At 62.6% G+C, this 17555-nt stretch carries 19 protein-coding genes; 5 read left to right on the top strand and 14 right to left on the bottom strand.

Annotation, left to right across the window (positions count from 1 at the left end):
* Positions 1–122: 122 nt before the first annotated feature.
* The 11 genes from paaE to paaF all read right to left on the bottom strand — a co-directional run bounded on the left by paaE (position 123) and on the right by paaF (position 10203).
* The gene (paaE, locus tag ACF8EA_RS09835) at positions 123–1199 is read right to left on the bottom strand and encodes a 1,2-phenylacetyl-CoA epoxidase subunit PaaE (RefSeq protein ID WP_392521829.1); all 1077 of its coding nucleotides are present in this window, start codon (positions 1197–1199) and stop codon (positions 123–125) included.
* A 15-nt stretch (positions 1200–1214) separates the two neighbouring features.
* Positions 1215–1748, bottom strand: a complete 534-nt coding sequence (gene paaD, locus ACF8EA_RS09830) for a 1,2-phenylacetyl-CoA epoxidase subunit PaaD (protein WP_021784705.1) — start codon at positions 1746–1748, stop codon at positions 1215–1217.
* Positions 1735–2493 carry a 1,2-phenylacetyl-CoA epoxidase subunit PaaC gene (gene paaC / locus ACF8EA_RS09825; RefSeq protein ID WP_392521828.1) on the bottom strand — a complete coding sequence of 253 codons (759 nt, stop codon included), beginning with the start codon at positions 2491–2493 and terminating at the stop codon, positions 1735–1737. Before paaC ends, paaD begins: the two co-directional genes overlap by 14 nt.
* 8 nt (positions 2494–2501) lie before the next feature.
* Positions 2502–2783: a 1,2-phenylacetyl-CoA epoxidase subunit PaaB gene (paaB, locus tag ACF8EA_RS09820; RefSeq protein WP_004374528.1), complete on the bottom strand. Its 282-nt coding sequence runs from the start codon at positions 2781–2783 to the stop codon at positions 2502–2504.
* A gap of 25 nt (positions 2784–2808) precedes the next feature.
* Positions 2809–3798 carry a 1,2-phenylacetyl-CoA epoxidase subunit PaaA gene (gene paaA, locus ACF8EA_RS09815; protein WP_010954157.1) on the bottom strand — a complete coding sequence of 330 codons (990 nt, stop codon included), beginning with the start codon at positions 3796–3798 and terminating at the stop codon, positions 2809–2811.
* 198 nt (positions 3799–3996) lie between these two features.
* A complete protein-coding gene (paaK, locus tag ACF8EA_RS09810) occupies positions 3997–5316 on the bottom strand; it encodes a phenylacetate--CoA ligase PaaK (protein ID WP_028697434.1) in 1320 nt (439 codons plus the stop codon).
* A gap of 121 nt (positions 5317–5437) precedes the next feature.
* Complete coding sequence (gene pcaF / locus ACF8EA_RS09805; RefSeq protein WP_392521826.1) at positions 5438–6658, bottom strand: 3-oxoadipyl-CoA thiolase; 1221 nt, start codon at positions 6656–6658, stop codon at positions 5438–5440.
* Complete coding sequence (gene paaI / locus ACF8EA_RS09800; RefSeq protein WP_392521824.1) at positions 6651–7091, bottom strand: hydroxyphenylacetyl-CoA thioesterase PaaI; 441 nt, start codon at positions 7089–7091, stop codon at positions 6651–6653. The genes pcaF and paaI overlap by 8 nt, the downstream gene beginning before the upstream one ends.
* Entirely contained in the window at positions 7084–8601 is a 1518-nt protein-coding gene (gene paaH, locus ACF8EA_RS09795) for a 3-hydroxyacyl-CoA dehydrogenase PaaH (protein ID WP_392521822.1), read from the bottom strand. Before paaH ends, paaI begins: the two co-directional genes overlap by 8 nt.
* A gap of 2 nt (positions 8602–8603) precedes the next feature.
* Complete coding sequence (paaG, locus tag ACF8EA_RS09790) at positions 8604–9395, bottom strand: 2-(1,2-epoxy-1,2-dihydrophenyl)acetyl-CoA isomerase PaaG (protein ID WP_252461381.1); 792 nt, start codon at positions 9393–9395, stop codon at positions 8604–8606.
* 34 nt (positions 9396–9429) lie between these two features.
* The gene (gene paaF / locus ACF8EA_RS09785) at positions 9430–10203 is read right to left on the bottom strand and encodes a 2,3-dehydroadipyl-CoA hydratase PaaF (RefSeq protein WP_392521820.1); all 774 of its coding nucleotides are present in this window, start codon (positions 10201–10203) and stop codon (positions 9430–9432) included.
* Positions 10204–10550: 347 nt separating this feature from the next.
* Here paaF and paaY point away from each other — a divergent pair, with 347 nt between their 5' ends.
* Positions 10551–11150, top strand: a complete 600-nt coding sequence (gene paaY / locus ACF8EA_RS09780; protein ID WP_021784696.1) for a phenylacetic acid degradation protein PaaY — start codon at positions 10551–10553, stop codon at positions 11148–11150.
* Between the two features lie 77 nt (positions 11151–11227).
* Positions 11228–12151, top strand: coding sequence for a phenylacetic acid degradation operon negative regulatory protein PaaX (gene paaX, locus ACF8EA_RS09775; RefSeq protein ID WP_392521818.1), 924 nt, complete (start codon positions 11228–11230; stop codon positions 12149–12151).
* A gap of 58 nt (positions 12152–12209) precedes the next feature.
* Here paaX and ACF8EA_RS09770 read toward each other — a convergent pair whose 3' ends face one another.
* On the bottom strand, positions 12210–13007 hold the full coding sequence (locus ACF8EA_RS09770) for a helix-turn-helix domain-containing protein (RefSeq protein ID WP_392521816.1): 798 nt from the start codon (positions 13005–13007) through the stop codon (positions 12210–12212).
* 2 nt (positions 13008–13009) lie between these two features.
* The gene (locus tag ACF8EA_RS09765; RefSeq protein WP_392521815.1) at positions 13010–13258 is read right to left on the bottom strand and encodes a hypothetical protein; all 249 of its coding nucleotides are present in this window, start codon (positions 13256–13258) and stop codon (positions 13010–13012) included.
* A gap of 288 nt (positions 13259–13546) precedes the next feature.
* Here ACF8EA_RS09765 and ACF8EA_RS09760 point away from each other — a divergent pair, with 288 nt between their 5' ends.
* On the top strand, positions 13547–14473 hold the full coding sequence (locus tag ACF8EA_RS09760) for a universal stress protein (RefSeq protein ID WP_101196792.1): 927 nt from the start codon (positions 13547–13549) through the stop codon (positions 14471–14473).
* A gap of 29 nt (positions 14474–14502) precedes the next feature.
* Here the strand turns inward: ACF8EA_RS09760 and ACF8EA_RS09755 are convergent, their stop codons facing one another.
* Positions 14503–15051 carry a GNAT family N-acetyltransferase gene (locus ACF8EA_RS09755; protein WP_392521814.1) on the bottom strand — a complete coding sequence of 183 codons (549 nt, stop codon included), beginning with the start codon at positions 15049–15051 and terminating at the stop codon, positions 14503–14505.
* A 182-nt stretch (positions 15052–15233) separates the two neighbouring features.
* On the opposite strand from ACF8EA_RS09755, the gene ACF8EA_RS09750 reads away from it, so the two are divergent.
* Positions 15234–16160 (top strand): universal stress protein, encoded by a 927-nt coding sequence (locus ACF8EA_RS09750; protein WP_392521813.1) that lies wholly within the window; start codon positions 15234–15236, stop codon positions 16158–16160.
* On the top strand, positions 16151–17518 hold the full coding sequence (locus ACF8EA_RS09745; protein WP_392521811.1) for an MBL fold metallo-hydrolase RNA specificity domain-containing protein: 1368 nt from the start codon (positions 16151–16153) through the stop codon (positions 17516–17518). The genes ACF8EA_RS09750 and ACF8EA_RS09745 overlap by 10 nt, the downstream gene beginning before the upstream one ends.
* Positions 17519–17555 lie beyond the last annotated feature (37 nt).

Below are 17555 nucleotides of genomic sequence, written 5' to 3'. Positions count from 1 at the left end.
TTTGTTGAGGTCACGCGGGGTATTGCGTTGTTGCTCAGGCCCTCTTCGCAGGTAGGATGCTGCCCCAAGGCCTTGCGCAGGCCCTGCAGGGGCGGGTTTACCCGCGAAGCAGTCGACTCGGTCTACAACTGGTCGAAGTCAAGCACCACCTTGTCGCTCACCGGGTAGGTCTGGCACGACAGCACATACCCGGCCGCCACTTCGTAATCTTCGAGGGCATGGTTGCTGTCCATCTCCACTTCGCCCTCGATCACCCGGCACTTGCAGGTGGAGCACACACCGGCCTTGCACGAGTACGGCAGCTCGGCGCCAATGGCGTTGCCGGCGTCCAGCACGTTCTGGGTGTTGCGCGGCAGGTCGAAGCTCAGTGCCCGGCCATCGCTGATCACGGTGATATGGCTAAGCGCCGAATCCGCCTGGCGTGCCGCCTCACGGGCTTCGCGGCGGGCCTCGCTGCCGGCGGCGGCGAACAGCTCGAAGTGGATGCGTTCCTTGGCCATGCCGTTGGCCTGCAGGCTGTCACGCACGGTCTCGGTCATCGCCTGCGGGCCGCAGATGAATGCCGCGTCCAGGCCGGGAACGTCCAGCCAGCGCGAAAACAGTTGGCCGCATTTGTCAGCGTCGATGCGGCCGTTGTACAGGTCGACGTCCTGCTGTTCGCGGCTGAACACGAAAATCAGGTTCAAGCGGTCGAGATAACGGTTTTTCAGGTCTTCGAGCTTGTCGCGGAACAGCGCACCCGAACTGGAGCGGTTGCCGTACAGCAAGGTGAAACGGCTGTGCGGCTCGCTGGCCAGCGTGGTGGCGATGATCGACAGTATCGGGGTGATGCCGCTGCCGGCGGCCACCCCCAGATAGTTGCCCTGGCGAGCCGGGTCCAGAGGCACGAAGAAGCTACCCGATGGCGGCATCACTTCCAGCTGCTGGCCGGTCTTGAGCACTTCATTGGCAAACGCCGAGAAGCGCCCACCCGGCACGCGCTTGACGGCCACGCGCAGCTCGCCGTCCTGCACGGCGCTGCAGATGGAGTAGGAGCGGCGGACTTCTTCGTTGTCCAGCTGGGTACGCATGACCAGGTACTGGCCCTGAGTGAAGCGGAACTGGTCCTGCAGGTGTTCGGGCACATCGAAGGCAATCGATACCGCATCACGGGTCTCATTGCGCACTTGCTTGATGGTCAGGCTGTGAAACTGGCTCATGGTGGTCTCCACGGCTCAAATGCATTTGAAATAGTCGAATGGCTCCAGGCACTCGCGGCAGCGGTACAGCGCCTTGCAGGCCGTGGAGCCGAACTGGCTGAGCAATTCGGTATGGGCGCTGCCGCATTGCGGGCAGCACACCTGGGGCGCTTCGCCGAGCAGGCTGCGCTTGCTGGCGCTGCCTTGCGGCGGCGCAATGCCATAAGCGCGCAGGCGCTCGCGGCCCAGTTCGGTGATCCAGTCAGTGCTCCAGGCCGGGGTCAGCCGGCGCTCCAGGTCTGGCGCGGTGAAACCGGCCTGTTCCAGCGCCTGGCGGATATCCCCTTCGATGACTTCGGTGGCCGGGCAGCCAGAGTAGGTCGGAGTAACCACCAGGTGCAGGTGGCCGGCGCGCCAATCGACATCGCGCACGATCCCCAGGTCGACCACGCTGACCACCGGCACTTCAGGGTCCATGACCTGGCCCAGTACCGCCCAGGCCCGGGTCAGGTCGTCACCTTGCTGTGCCCGCGCGCCGCGGTCACCGGCAATCAGTTCACCAGGTTGCATCGGGGTAGGCCCTTGGCAGGAACTGCATTTCGGCCAGCAGCAGGCCCAGATGCTCGGTGTGCAGGCCTTTGCGGCCATCCAGGTAGAAGTGGCTGGCGGCCTTGGGCAGCGGCAGTTCGACCGAAGCAAAGGTCTCCGTGACCTGCTTCAGCCAGGTGGCGCCGACGGTCGCTGGGTCGGCGGCGATACCGCATTCGGCCAGACGGACTTCGTTGTCGCTGCCAGCGGTGAGTTCAACGGTGAAGCGCCACAGTGCCGGGATAGCGGCGAGCATGCGCTGGCGGCTGACATCGGTACCACCGCCCAGCCGTTGTACCCACTCGCTGGACCGGCGCAGGTGGTAGGTGACTTCCTTCAGGGCCTTGGCGGCAATCCCCGCGATTCGCGCGTCGCTGGACTCGACCAGCCCCTGCAGCACGGCGAAGTGCCACGCGTCGTAAAGGAACTGCTTGCTCATGGTCACGGCGAAATCACCGTTGGGTTGCTCGACCAGCAACAGGTTGCGGTAGGCGCGCTCGTCACGGCGGAACGCCAGGGCATCGGCATCCCGGCCATCGTCGAGCAGCTCGGCGGCATACTCCAGCCAGTTGCGGGCCTGGCCGACCAGATCGAGGCCGACGTTCATCAGGGCCAGCTCTTCCTCGATGGCAGGGGCGCGGCCACACCACTCACAGAGGCGCTGGCCCTGGACCAGGGCGCTGTCGCCGAGCAACAGCAGATAGGGGATTAGGGCTTCTTTATGCATGGCCCACCTCACATGTGTCCGACTTCGTCGGGCAGCTCGTAGAAGCTGGCATGGCGATAGACCTTGTCGTCGGAGGGGGCGAACAGCGGGTCTTTCTCGTCGGGGGAGGAGGCGGTGATCAGCGCCGACGGCACCACCCACAGGCTCACACCTTCGCTACGGCGGGTGTAGAGCTCGCGGGCGTTCTCGATGGCCATGGCGGCATCGGCGGCGTGCACGCTGCCGACATGCTTGTGGTTAAGGCCGTGCTTGCTGCGCACGAACACTTCGTAGAGGGTCCAGACAGACATTTTCGATCTCCGCATCAATCGCCGCTCAGGCGGCGTTCTTGTTCTGTTGCTTGCGCGCATAGGCCACGGCGGCCTCGCGTACCCAGGCGCCGTCCTCGATGGCCTTGCGCCGGGTGGCGACACGTTCCAGGTTGCACGGGCCATTGCCCTTGATCACTTCGTAGAACTCGTCCCACTGGATTTCACCGAAGTCGTAGTGGCCGCGCTCGGCGTTCCACTTCAGCTCAGGGTCAGGCGCAGTGCAGCCAAGCAGTTCCAGCTGCGGCACGGTCTGGTCGATGAAGCGCTGGCGCAGTTCGTCGTTGGTCTGGCGCTTGATCTTCCAGGCCATCGACTGGGCGCTGTTGGGCGAGTGTTCATCGCTAGGGCCGAACATCATCAGTGCCGGCCACCACAGGCGGTTGATGGCGTCCTGAACCATGTCGCGCTGGGCTTGGGTGCCCTGGCGCATCATGGTCAGGAGCATTTCGTAGCCCTGGCGCTGGTGGAAGCTCTCTTCCTTGCAAATACGGATCATCGCGCGGGAGTAGGGGCCGTAAGAGGTGCGCTGCAGCACCACCTGATTGACGATGGCGGCGCCATCCACCAGCCAGCCCACAGCGCCCATGTCGGCCCAGCTGAGGGTGGGGTAGTTGAAGATGCTCGAGTACTTGGCCTTGCCGCTGTGCAGTTTGGCGATTTCTTCGTCGCGGTCAGCCCCCAGGGTTTCCATGGCGCTGTACAGGTACAGGCCATGGCCGGCTTCGTCCTGGATCTTGGCCATCAGCTGCAGTTTGCGCTTGAGGCTGGGGGCACGGGTGACCCAGTTGCCTTCGGGCAGCATGCCGACGATTTCAGAGTGGGCGTGCTGGGAGATCTGCCGGATGAGGGTCTGGCGGTAGGCCTCGGGCATCCAGTTCTTGGCTTCGATCTTGATTTCGGCGTCGATCTTTTCCTGGAAGTTGCGTTCCTCGGGGGACATCTCTTCCAGCGACTTGATGCGCTTGACTCCGGTTTCCACTAGCTGTGCGTACATGTGCTGCGACTCCTGCTAAGGCATGAGTCATTTGTAAGCGATACAAAACATAACGTCAAACACATTTATGTGTATCAGGTAAGATTTGTGTATCACATTGACAGCCAAGAGGGCTGTCGGGCAGCAGCATTTGCCCGGCGTAACGCAGGCAAAAAAAGGCCCCGGACAATGCCAGGGCCGAAAAGGCAGCCGAATGGGTCAGCTGGCCAACCGTCTGTCGAACACGTGGCACGCCTTGCCCTCGGAGCGCTTGAGCGTGCCGCAGGGCTGCAGATGAACCTGGGTGCTGATGCCGATGTAAGTCTTGATCTGTTTGCTCAGCTCGCCGATCACCAGCTTGCGCTGGCCCTCATCGAGGTGCTGACACTCGCCACGCAACTCCACATGCACCTCGACGCTATCCAGGTTGCCATTGCGATACAGATGAATCTCATAAAGCTCAGATAGCTGTTTTATTTTTAGGACCTGTTCCTCGATCTGGGTCGGAAACACGTTGACCCCGCGAATGATCAGCATGTCGTCACTGCGGCCGGTGATCTTGCCGATCCGCCGCATCGGCCGAGCGGTGCCGGGCAGCAGCCGGGTGAGGTCGCGGGTGCGGTAGCGCACCATCGGCAATGCCTCTTTGCTCAGCGAGGTGAATACCAGCTCGCCCAGTTGGCCATCCGGCAGCACTTCACCGGTAGCAGGGTCGATGATCTCGGGATAGAAGTGGTCTTCCCAGATGGTCGGGCCGTCCTTGGTCTCGATGCACTCCATTGCCACCCCGGGCCCCATGATTTCCGAAAGGCCATAGATATCGAGGGCATCGATACCCAGGCGCTGCTCGATCGAGCGGCGCAGTTCATCAGTCCAGGGCTCGGCACCGAAAATCCCCAGCCGCAGCTTGAGGTGGTGTGGGTCGATGCCCTGGCGCTCGATTTCATCAGCCAGGTTGAGCATGTAGGACGGGGTGACCATGATGATGTCGGGCTGGAAGTCGCGAATCAGCTGCACCTGCTTTTCGGTCTGGCCACCGGACATGGGGATCACGGTGCAGCCCAGGCGCTCGGCACCGTAGTGCGCGCCGAGCCCGCCAGTGAACAGCCCGTAGCCGTAGGACACATGCACCTTGTCGCCTTTGCGCCCGCCGGCCGCACGAATCGAACGGGCAACCACATTGGCCCAGGTGTCGATATCGTTCTGGGTGTAGCCGACCACCGTCGGCTTGCCGGTGGTGCCACTGGAGGCATGCAGGCGTACCACTTCTTCCTGGGGCACGGCAAACATGCCGTAGGGGTAGTTGTCGCGCAGGTCGTTCTTGCCGGTGAAGGGGAACTTCGCCAGGTCTTCCAGGCACTTGAGGTCATCGGGGTGGGCGCCATACTCGGCAAAGCGCTGGCGGTACAGCGGCACATTGTCGTAGGCGTGCTTCAGGCTCCAGCGCAGGCGCTCCAGCTGGTGTTGGCGCAGGGCATCGACGCTGGCGGTTTCCATCGGGTCCAGCAGGGCACGATCGGCATCATGGTACATGTTCATGGCTTCACTCGAATTGTTCTTGTACGCCGCGCGCCAGCGGTTGCAGGCCACGCGGTGAGTGTCATGGAGGCAGCATATACGGCTGCGTTCAGTTCGGTAACAAGCGCAGGGCCTGAACCGCTCAGAGGCGCTCGATGATCATGGCGATGCCTTGGCCTACGCCAATGCACATGGTGCACAGGGCGTAGCGGCCGGCCGTTTCTTCAAGCTCGTGCAAGGCAGTGGTCACCAACCGGGCACCGCTCATGCCCAGTGGATGGCCCAGGGCAATGGCGCCGCCGTTGCGGTTGACTCGCGGGTCGTCGTCGGCCAGGCCCAGCTCGCGCAACACGGCCAGCCCTTGGGCGGCAAAGGCCTCATTGAGTTCGATGACATCCATGTCAGCCAGTGTCAGGCCGGTGAGTGCCAGCACCTTGCGGGTCGCAGGCACCGGACCGATGCCCATCAGCCTGGGCTCGACCCCGGCCACCGCCATGCCGACGATGCGCCCGCGCGCTTTCAAGCCATGGCGGCGGGCTGCGGCGCTGCTGGCCAGCAGCAGGGCGCAAGCGCCGTCATTCACGCCGGAGGCATTACCAGCCGTTACACTGCCGCCTTCACGAAACGGCGTGCCGAGCCGAGCCAACTGCTCCAGCGTGGTGTCGCCGCGTGGGTGCTCGTCATGCTCGACCACTTTGGCCGGGCCTTTGCGTTGCGGGATTTCGACCGGCACGATTTCCTGTGCCAGGCGGCCGCGGGCCTGAGCGGCTGCAGCCTTTTGCTGGCTGCGCAGGGCAAACGCATCCTGGTCGGCGCGCGAGATGCCGAACTGTTCGGCCACGTTTTCGGCGGTTTCCGGCATCGAATCGATGCCGTAGGCGGCCTTCATCAGCGGGTTGACGAAACGCCAGCCTATCGTGGTGTCGAACAGCTCGGCCGCACGGCCGAATGCCTGTTCCGACTTACCCATCACAAACGGTGCACGCGACATGGATTCCACGCCACCGGCCAGCATAAGCCCCGCTTCACCACAGCGCAGGGCGCGCGCCGCATTGCCGATGGCATCCAGGCCGGAACCGCACAGGCGGTTGATCGTGGTCCCTGGTACTTCGAGTGGTAGCCCGGCCAGCAGGCTCGCCATGTGAGCCACGTTGCGGTTGTCCTCGCCGGCCTGGTTGGCACAGCCGAAGATGACGTCATCAATGGCTTTCCAGTCCAGTTCGGGGTGGCGCTGGATCAAGGCTTTGAGCGGGATGGCCGCCAGGTCGTCGGCGCGCACGCTGCTCAGGGCCCCGGCATAGCGGCCAATGGGGGTGCGCACGGCGTCGATGATCAAGGCATCGGCGTGGGTCGGTTCATTCATCTTGCGTCTCCTGCGCCAGCACGGTGCCGCGCACTTTGTAGGATTTGCCATGGAACATCGCCACCAGCTCACCGCGCTGGTTGTCGATGCGCACGTCGTACAGGCCGGTGCGGCCTTTGCGGCTGACTTCGCTGGCGTGGGCGGTGAGCACGTCATCGCGCAGCGCCGGGGCCAGGTAGTCGATGCTGCACCCCAGCGCCACCGTGGCCTGGTCGTAGCTGTTACAGGCGAAGGCAAACGCCGAATCAGCCAAGGCGAACAGGAAACCGCCATGGCAGGTGCCGTGGCCCTGGATCATGTCGGCACGCACCGGCATGCGCAGGCTGGCCCGGCCTGGGCCGGCATCCAGCAGGCTGATGCCCAGGCCCTGAGTGGCCGGGTCGCGGGCGTACATGGCGTCGGCACAGGCTTGTGCCAGTTGCTCTTCAGTCATGTAGGGTGCCTCCTTTGGCTTCGCAGCGGCGTAACAACAGGGAAGGGCGGTAGCGGCTCTCGCCATAGCTGCGCTGCAGGTTGTCGAGAACGGCCAGGGTGTGGGCAATACCGATGTTCGCCGCCCAGGCCAGCGGGCCGCAGGGGTAATTGACGCCGGCGCGCATGGCCAGGTCGATGTCGGCGGCGCTGCCGACGCCCTGAAGCACCGCATCGGCGGCCTCGTTGGCAAGCATTGCCACGGTACGCAGGACCACCAGGCCGGGCAGGTCGGCGATGCCGGTCACTTTCAGGCCGGCGCGCTGCAACAGGGCTACGGCCTGGTCACGGGCGCTGTCAGTGGTATCGGCGGACCAGCTGATGGCAAGGCGGGTGGCGCTGCTGTAGTCCAGCGCCAGGTCGAGCAGCACAAGGTTGCGCAGGCCGTCTTCGCGGGCGCGCTGGCTGGCCAGGCGGCCATCGGACAGGGCCAGGGTGGCATCGCCCACCTGAATCAAGCCACTACCGGCGCGTTGGGTCACGGCAATGCCGCTTTGGCGAAGGCGCTCGACCAGCGGCTGCATCACCCCCAGGTTGCCCTCGACAACGCAGGCCTCTGCGCAGGCGGAGCTGTGCAGTTCGGCCGGCTGCGGACGCTCGACGCCTTCGGCATAGCGGTAGAAGCCTTGGCCGGTCTTGCGCCCCAGGCGACCGGCGTCCACCAGTTCCTTCTGCACCAGCGAAGGCTGGAAGCGGAAATCGCCATAGAAAGCATCGAATACTGAACACGTGACAGCGTAATTGACGTCATGGCCAATCAGGTCGGTCAGCTCGAACGCCCCCATGCGAAAGCCGCCAGCGTCACGCATCAGCGCATCCAGGCTGGCGCAATCGGCGGCACCTTCCTGCATCAGGCGCAGGCTTTCGGCATAGAACGGCCGCGCTACACGGTTGACGATGAAACCCGGTGTAGAGCGTGCATGTACCGGCTGCTTGCCCCAGGCCTGGGCAGTGGCGTAGATGCATGCGGCCACTGCCGGGTCGGTTGCCAGGCCCGACACCACCTCGACAAGCGCCATCAGCGGTGCCGGGTTGAAGAAGTGCATACCGACCACGTGCTGCGGGCGTTCAAGGCCAGCGGCGAGGCTGGTGATGGACAGTGACGAAGTGTTGCTGGCAAGGATACAGTCGGCTGCGCACAGGGTTTCGAGCTGGCTGAACAACGCCTGCTTCACCTGCAGGTTTTCGACGATGGCTTCAATGACCAGGCCGGCATCAGCCAAGGCTTCGAGTGTATCGACCGGGCACAGGCGGGCATTGATCGCTTCGCGTTCAGCGGGCAGCAACTTCCCTTTGTCCACCAGCCGGGCCAGTTGGCGATCGATCCCCGTCACCGCCTGGGCGGCAGCACCCGGGCGGTTGTCGTAGAGTTTGACGGGGTGGCCGGCCTGGGCCGCGACCTGGGCGATACCGGCGCCCATGGCGCCGGCACCGATCACCGCCACCTGCACATTGCTTGCGAGTGCGCCCATGTTCAGCGCCCCTTGAAGGCTGGCGTGCGTTTGTTCATGAAGGCGCTTACGCCTTCGCGGTAGTCCTCGCTGCGCCCGGCCAGGCGCTGCAGGTCGCGCTCCAGCTCCAGCTGCTCCTCAAAACCGTTGTCGAAACTGGCATTGAGGCTGCGCTTGATCAGTGCCAGGCCGTAGGTAGGCTGGGCGGCGAGCTGGCGGGCGAGGGTGAGGGCTTCGTCACGCAGCGCGGCATCATCCACCACACGATGGATCAGCCCCCATTGCTCGGCCTGTTCGGCGCCAAGGCGCTCGCCCAGCATGGCCAGCGCCTTGGCCCGGGCCATGCCGACCAAGCGCGGCAGCAGCCAGGTACCGCCGGAATCCGGCACCAGGCCAATCTTGCAGAAGGCCTGGATGAAACTGGCCGAGCGGGCGGCCAGCACCAGGTCGCAGGCCAACGGAATGTTGGCACCGGCACCGGCCGCCACGCCGTTGACTGCGCATATCACCGGCAAAGGCAGATCACGCAGGGTGCGCACCAGCGGGTTGTAGAACTTGTCGATCGATTGGCCCAGGTCTGGCATTTCGGCGCCTGGGGCAACGTTGCGGTCGGACAGGTCCTGGCCGGCGCAGAAGCCGCGGCCTTCAGCCGTCAGCAGCAGCACCCGCGCTTCACTGCTCTGGCGCACTTGCCTGAGCGCTTCGCGCACCTCCAGGTGCATGGCCGTATTGAAGCTGTTCAGCTGCTCGGGGCGGTTCAATGAAAGGAAGGCAACGCCGTCCTCGATCGAAAACAGGATGTGCTGGAAAGTCATGACAGACTCGCTCCGTCAGTCGAGAGAATGAAGTTCAGCGCCCGTGGAAACGGGCCTGGCGCTTTTCCTGGAAGGCGCGGATGCCTTCATCGCGGTCGGCGGTGCCAGCCAGCAGAGTGAACGCATGGCGCTCGAAGCGCAGACCGCTGGCCAGGTCGGTATCACCGGCCTTCAGTAACGCCTCCTTGGCCAGGCGCACAGCCAGCGGCGCTTTGGCGGCGATGCTGCGGGCTACCTGCATTGCACGCTCTACGGTCAGTTCGGGCTGGGTGATTTCGCTGACCAGGCCGGCCTGCTGGGCACGGTGGGCAGTGATGGCTTCCCCCGTCAGTACCATTTGCATGGCCAATGGCTTACCGACGGCACGCAACAGGCGCTGAGTGCCGCCAGCACCGGGGATGATGCCCAGGTTGATTTCCGGCTGGCCGAAACGGGCGTCGGTACTGGCGATGAGGATGTCGGCGCACATTGCCAGTTCGCAGCCACCACCCAGGGCATAGCCGTTGACTGCGGCAATCAGCGGCTTGGCGAATGCAGCGATGCTTTGCCAATGCGCTACGCGGGGGTCATTAAGGATGCCGACCAGGTCGCGATCGGCCATCTCGCCAATGTCGGCGCCTGCGGCGAAAGCCCTGGCACTGCCCGTAATCACTACAGTTCGGACACGCTCGTCGTCCCCGGCAACCTGCAACGCAGCAGCCAGTTGTGCCAGTAACTCGGTGCTCAGGGCGTTCAAGGCCTCGGGCCGTTGCAGGGTAATGAGCTGAACGCCGTGTTCGGGCGCCTGCACATCGATATATCGCGGCATGTCGGGTTCCTCTGGCTGCACGCACGGCACATCGCGTGGCCGGCATTTTTTGGAATTGTTTGCAGGGGCGTAATGCGGGATCACGACCGGGTGAGGCCAGTATATGCTCTATGTGATACATAGATGCAACATCAAAAATATATTTACGTATCTAATTATGTGTTCTCCAGCGATCACCGCTCCACCGCAATATTTGCAGATGAATCGTTTATCCTGTGTATTTACGGGTATTTTCAGCTGATTTTTGTCTGACAGCATTAGATCAACACAAGCGATACACGATTGACGATCAAACAGCTTCTGATACAAGATCTACTGACATTTCAAATCATTTCAGGAGTGATGCGATGCCTTGCTATCGACTGGACGGCCTGACGCCCGTGGTTCACCCGACAGCCTACGTACACCCCAGCGCAGTCCTGATCGGCGACGTCATCGTCGGCCCCCGCTGCTACATTGGCCCACTGGCATCGCTCAGGGGCGATTTCGGCCGCATCGTGCTGGAGGAGGGCGCCAACTTGCAGGACACCTGCGTGATGCATGGTTTCCCGGGGGGCGACACCGTAGTGGAACGTAACGGGCATGTCGGCCATGGCGCCGTACTGCACGGCTGTCGCGTGGGCGAAGATTCATTGATCGGCATGAACGCCGTGGTGATGGACGGCGCCCATGTAGCACCACGCAGCATCGTCGCGGCCACCGCCTTCGTCAAAGCTGGCTTCGAATGTGCGGCGCAGAGCCTGGTGATGGGGTCGCCAGCCCAGGTCAAACGCCCGCTGACCGATCAGGAACTGGCCTGGAAACAGCGCGGGACGGCGGAGTACCAGCACCTGGCGCAGCGCTGCATGAACAGCATGGTCGAATGCCCGCCGCTGACCGAGGCAGAGCCGGGACGCCCGCGCATGGAAGACACCGGGGTCAGGCCCAAGGGCCAGGCGAGCGCATGAGCCTGGCAGCGACACGCAATGGCCAGGCGGCCCACCGTACAGGTATAGTCGGTGCTTTATCCGCGCACAGTTCGCCCATGAGCAATCTCGCCCCACTGAACCACTTGATCACCCGCTTTCAGGAGCAGACGCCGATCCGCGCGAGCTCCCTGATCATCACGTTGTACGGCGATGCCATCGAGCCGCACGGCGGTACAGTCTGGCTCGGTAGCCTGATCAACCTGCTGGAACCGATAGGCATCAATGAACGGCTGATACGCACGTCGATCTTTCGCCTGACCAAAGAAGGTTGGCTCACTTCAGAAAAGGTGGGGCGACGCAGTTATTACAGCCTGACAGGCACGGGCCGTCGGCGCTTCGAAAAAGCCTTCAAGCGCGTCTATAGCCCGAGCCAGCCAGCCTGGGACGGGGCCTGGACGCTGGTGTTGCTGTCGCAACTCGAGGCGGGTAAACGCAAGGCGGTGCGTGAAGAACTGGAGTGGCAGGGGTTTGGTGTCATGGCGCCGAACCTGCTGGGTTGCCCACGGGCAGACCGTGCCGACCTGGTGGCCACGCTGCGTGACCTTGAAGCCGGCGACGACAGCATCGTCTTCGAAACCCACACCCAAGAGGTACTCGCGTCCAAGGCCATGCGCGCCCAGGTGCGGGAAAGCTGGCGTATCGACGAACTGGGGCAGCAATACAGCGAGTTTATCCAGCTGTTCAGGCCACTGTGGCAAGGTTTGAAAGAGCAGCCGTTGCTTGATGCTCAAGATTGCTTCCTGGCGCGTACGCTGCTGATTCACGAATACCGCCGCCTGCTGCTGCGCGACCCGCAACTACCCGACGAGTTATTACCAGGGGACTGGGAGGGAAGGGCAGCGCGACAGTTGTGCCGTAATCTTTACCGACTGGTGTTTGCCAAGGCCGAAGAATGGTTGGATGCAGCGCTGGAGACGGCAGACGGTCCATTGCCGGATGTGAGCGAGAGTTTCTACAAGCGTTTTGGCGGTTTGGCCTGAGGGGAGTGCTTGCGTGACAGCGCCGTGGCCAACATCTACGGCGTCGAACCGGGTGCCTTCAGGGGCCCTTGACCTCACATTCACCGCCGCCTTGTTCCAGTGCCATGAGTGCAGGCATATCGAGAATTTCCACCAACCTGCCATGCAGGTCGACGAGACCCAGCGCCCGCAGGTGCGCGATGGATCGGCACACGGTTTCCAGGCGTAATCCCAGGTACGAAGCCATGTCTTCTCGGGACATCCGCAACATGAAGCCATGGGCAGAATAACCGCGGCTGACGAAGCGCCTGGAGAGCCCCACCAGAAAGCTGGCCAGCCGCTGTTCTGCTGTGAGGTTGCACAGCATCAGTACACGCCCGTGCTCACGCACGATCTCCCGGCTCATCAAGCGATTGAGGCTTTGCTGCAGGACCGGAAAGTCACGCGCCAGGGTTTGCAAGCGGCGATAGGGGACTGGGCAGACTTCGCTGTCTTCCAGGGCAATGGCGTCGCAGACATGGTGCTCTGTGGCAATGGCATCGAGGCCCAGTACATCGCCCGGCATCCAGAAGTTGATCACCACGCCTTGCCCCTCGGCGGTGTTCAGGCTGGTCTTGAAACTGCCGCAGCGAACGGCATAGAGCATGGTCAGCGGATCGTTGGCATTGAAAAGCGCGGCGCCCTTGCGAACGCGAAGGCGTGGGCCTATCAACGCGCCCAGGCAGCTGTCGTCGTCAACCGGCAGGCCGGTGGGAAGGCACAGGCCGCTGACCCGGCAATCCCTGCAGTGGTTCGCCAGCGGTTTCAGGTGAATAGGGTTTGCCTTGCATGATTCGTTGGACGAGTCGAGTAGTACGACCTTCAGCTGGCCAGGCATCTTCAGGCCTCCTTTGCACTTCGGAGGCCGCTTTGGGCCCCAGTGCCATTAAGCGCACCGTGCCCGGCGGCATCCCCGGTATGGGGCGACCAATCGGCCAGCATGTCACGCGAGTGGGGGGCATTGAGGCGGATTGTAAGTCGGTCGACAAACCGCTCGGCTTCGGCAGCCGTACTGAAACTCACCCGCCAGTGATCCATGCGCACCCAACAGCGTCCCTGCTCAGTGTTCTTCTCGACGTAAATGTTCATCAGGGCCTCCAGAGCATGTATCGATAGACAATGCAGAATGAAGGCGTCCCTGCCGGCAGCGCAGGTGAAGCTCAGGGCGTTATCGCCATGGCACGCCTGCGGCGCCTGAAGTTGTTGTTGATCTGGGTACAGGGTGCGCCAGCGAAGGGTCGAGACATTGATCTGCGTCAGGTTCTTGCGCCATGGGCAATGCCGTTTGTCAGAAGGCGCTCCAGTTGATAAACATCAAATTCGCAAGACCTGCGTGGCAGATGCTTGAGCTACATATCGCAACCTCAGAGGTGTGCCATGGAAACTCCGCAAAGACTGCTGCTGATCGCCTCCCCCCTGATGCGCCGAACCCCGGTCTATGACAGGGCTGCCGCGCTGGCCAAGGCCAAGGGGATGGCGCTGCACATTGTCGCTTTCGACTACGTGGAAGGGCTTGCAACGGCGGGCCTGGTGAATGACCAGGCGCTGGCAGTCATGCGCGAGGGGTATGTGCAGCAGCACCGCGAGTGGCTGGAAACCCAGGCGACATCGATGCGCCGCAGCGGTGTCATCGTCACAACCGAGGTGGTGTGGGTGCAGCACCCCTTGAACGAGATCCTGGTGCACTTGCGTGAGCAGCCGTTCGCCATGCTGATCAAGGCGTTCGAGCATGAGCCCTGGTGGATGCGCGCAATGTTCACCTCGCTGGATATCCAGTTGCTGCGTGAAACGCGAACCCCCTTGCACTTGGTACACAAGGCCAGCCACGCGTTGCCACGAAGGATTCTTGCGGCGGTGGACCTGTCCAGGCCTGAGGATCAGTTCGAAGGTTTCAACGACCAGATCATCAGCGAAGCGTTGAAACTGACATTGCAGTGCAATGCCCAGATCGAGCTGCTGTATGCCTACGACTTGGGTTCCATGTACCTGGACGCAGGCGGCAGCCGGGAACATTCGTTCCTGTTCGATTCGAACCACGCCCAGACCTTGCATGACGCTCAGAGTGCTGCCTTCCAGGAGCTTGCCGAACGCAACGGAATCGCCGCCGAGCACCGCCATATGCGCATAGGCGACCCGGCAAAGGCCCTGGCGATCTTCATGGACAACAATGATATCGACGTGCTGGTCATGGGCAGTTATCACCACCATGGCATCGGCTGGTTCATCGGCAGTACTGCCGAGCGGGTTTTGCATCGGTTGTCCAGCAGTGTGCTGGTGATTTCTCCAGAGCGCTCCCAAGGCTGAAGCACAAGGCCCGCAAGGGCCTTGTCTTTTCAAGGCCGCAGGTCAAGTTCGTGCTGGATCTCGCTCACATCCCCGCCAGGGTAGTGTGAGGTGAAGCCCAGTGCCTTGACCAGCCGGTGCATGGCATAGTTGCTGGCCAGATCCCTAGAGACCATGCACTGAAAGCCGTTGCGTCGTGCGGCTGCAATCAGGTGCTGCATCAGGCGCTTGCCCAACCCTTTGCGCTGCCAGTCTTCGCTGACCGCCACTGCGCATTCGCAACGTTGACTGCCAGGTATGCCTGCATAACGGCTGACGCCAATCTGTTGCAATTTACCGTCAACATGAACCAAGGCGACATAGGCCATGCGCTGGTGATAGTCAACGGGCATGCATTGCGTGTCCAGGCTGGGCAAGCCGCCGCTGAGTCCGGCAATGAAACGAAAACGCCGTGATTCATAAGTGATTGTGCTCAGAAAGCGCTTATCCCGTTCGCGGTCCTCCTCGCGTAGGGGGCGGATCAGCACCGCCGAACCGTCTTCGAGGTTTTCGACCCAGTGTTCGCAGGTCTGTGGCTGTGCTGTTTGCTGCCCGTTCATGGCGCCTCCCGTTACCTGATCAATGCCTGATGCAGCCGTTTTAACGTGGCGGGCAGGTTCGGTTCTGACAATCATCAAGTTCAGGCTGGGTAGCAGTTTTCTGATCTGCATCAAGCAACATCGACCCTGCGCGCGGAACATCGTCAGCATCACATCCACTGACGCAAGCGCGGAGGTTCACCATGGGGCAATATCGACAATTGCTGGTGCTGCTGACCGAGGTAGATCTGCATTCCGCCGCTTTGCGCAGAGCCCTTGCCTTGGCGCAGGTCAGCGGCGCCAGCGTGCATGTACTGGGCTTGTTCGAGCCGAGCGATCAGCACCTTCTGCGCGAAGAGCGGCTGAATGAGGCCGATATCAAACGCCAGTACGAACACTATCGCGTTCAGTTGACGGGATTGGTCGAGCGGCATCGCGGCAGCGGTATAACGCTGACGGTCGACAGCCTGAATGCGGAGGATATCCGCAGCCAGGCGATCGATTACATCAGTGAACTGCAGCCCGATATGGTCATCAAGGACAGCGAAGCCGCATCGGCTCTGGTGCGCGTGTTCGGCACCCCACTGGATTGTGCGCTGATGCGAGGTTTCAAAGGCGTCAGCCATTTCGTGCCGGCGGCGGCCATCTCATTGCCGCGGCGTGTCCTGGTCGCAGTGGATACTGCGTTCAGCGAGACGCCTGCTGTGCAGGCGTGCTTCAACCGTGGACTGATTCGTGCTGCCCAGGCGCTGGCCTTGCAGTGTGACGCGCACCTGCATCTGCTATCGGCCTACAACCTGGCAGGGGTATTCGCCTCGGACATGAATGTCACCCAGGCGTGGATCGACGAGATGCGTGAGGCACTGCAGGAGCCTTTCGAGGCGCTGGCCGATGCCGAAGGCGTCGCGCCGGACCGCCGACATTTCATGGAAGGAGGCCCGGTACAGGTGATCCGTGAACAGGTCGCAGCACTGGACATCGACGCGGTGGTGATGGGCGTGGTACAGCCCAAAGGCCTGGACAAACTGCTGGGTGACACCACCGAGCGTATCGTCAGCCGCCCACCGTGCAGCGTGCTCGCCGTTCATCCCCAAATAGCCGAAAGTTGGGAGCCCTGGCCATGCAACTGACATTTCTTGGCGGCACCGGCACCGTGACCGGCAGCAAATTCCTGTTGACCCGTGACAGAACGCGGGTATTGGTCGACTGCGGACTCTTCCAGGGTTTCAAGCAACTGCGCCTGCGCAACTGGCAGCCACTGCCCCCGGCGTTGCGGGCACTCGATGCCGTGGTACTGACCCACGCCCACCTTGACCACAGTGGTTATCTGCCGGTGCTGGTTCGGGAAGGCTACCGCGGGCCGATCTACGCCACGCCGGCGACTTGCGCCCTGGCGGAAATCCTCTTGCTCGACAGTGCGCGGCTGCAGGAAGAGCAGGCCGACCATGCCAATCGCCACGGTTACTCCAAGCATGCACCGGCGCAACCGCTCTATACAGAGCAGGATGCCAAAAGGGTCCTGGCACTGTTTCACCCCGTAGAGTTGCATCAGGTGACCATGATCGCCGAGGGCATGGAGTTGCTGTTGCGTACCGCCGGGCATATTCTGGGGGCGGCCACGGTCCAGATCAGCGCCGAGGGGCAGACCGTGCTGTTTTCGGGTGATCTCGGGCGCCCTCAGGATCCGATCATGCGTGCGCCTGAGCTGGTCAGGACGGCCGACGTGCTGTTGATCGAATCTACCTATGGGGATCGCCAGCATCCCGCCGAATCAACCGAGCAGTATTTGGCCAAGATCATCAACGAAACGCTCCTGCGCCACGGCATTACCCTCGTGCCGTCATTCGCCGTCGGCCGTGCCCAACTGCTCATGTACTACCTGTACACGCTCAAGCGCGACCGGCTGATCCCTGATATCCCGGTCTACCTGAACAGCCCGATGGCCACTGACGCCACCGTCTTGTATCAGCAGTACCGCAGTGAACACCGGCTGACCGCAGCCGAGTGCGCCGCCATGTGCAGAGGCACGCACATCATCCGGACGGTCGATGAGTCCAGGCACCTGGACCAGCTGCGCGAGCCCGCAGTGATCATCGCCGCCAGTGGCATGGCGACCGGCGGACGGGTGCTACACCACCTCAAGGCGCTGGCCCCCAACCCTCGCAACAGTATTCTGTTCTCGGGCTTTCAAGCCGGGGGTACGCGGGGAGCCGATATTGTAGCGGGCGCCCACAGTGTGCGGTTGCACGGCGAGGATGTGCCCATCCGTGCACAGGTGCATGCGATGGAGAATCTTTCTGCGCACGCCGATGCCGACGAAATCATGGAATGGTTGCGCGGGTTCACCCGGCCGCCCCGTCAGACCTATGTCATTCATGGCGAGCCACACGCTGCCGATACCTTGCGGCGGCGGATCAGCCTCGAACTCGGCTGGCAGGTGTGCGTGCCTGAGTATCAGGAAACGGTTGCCATCGACCCAGTGCGCTAGGGGCTGTTTTCAACGCAGCATCAACGAGTATCAAGGC

The organism is Pseudomonas sp. YQ_5 (assembly GCF_043103305.1).
GTDB classification, from domain to species: Bacteria; Pseudomonadota; Gammaproteobacteria; order Pseudomonadales; family Pseudomonadaceae; genus Aquipseudomonas; species Aquipseudomonas putida_Y.
The sequence above is the reverse complement of the archived record's forward strand: the minus strand, read 5'-3'. Positions and strand labels throughout refer to the sequence as shown.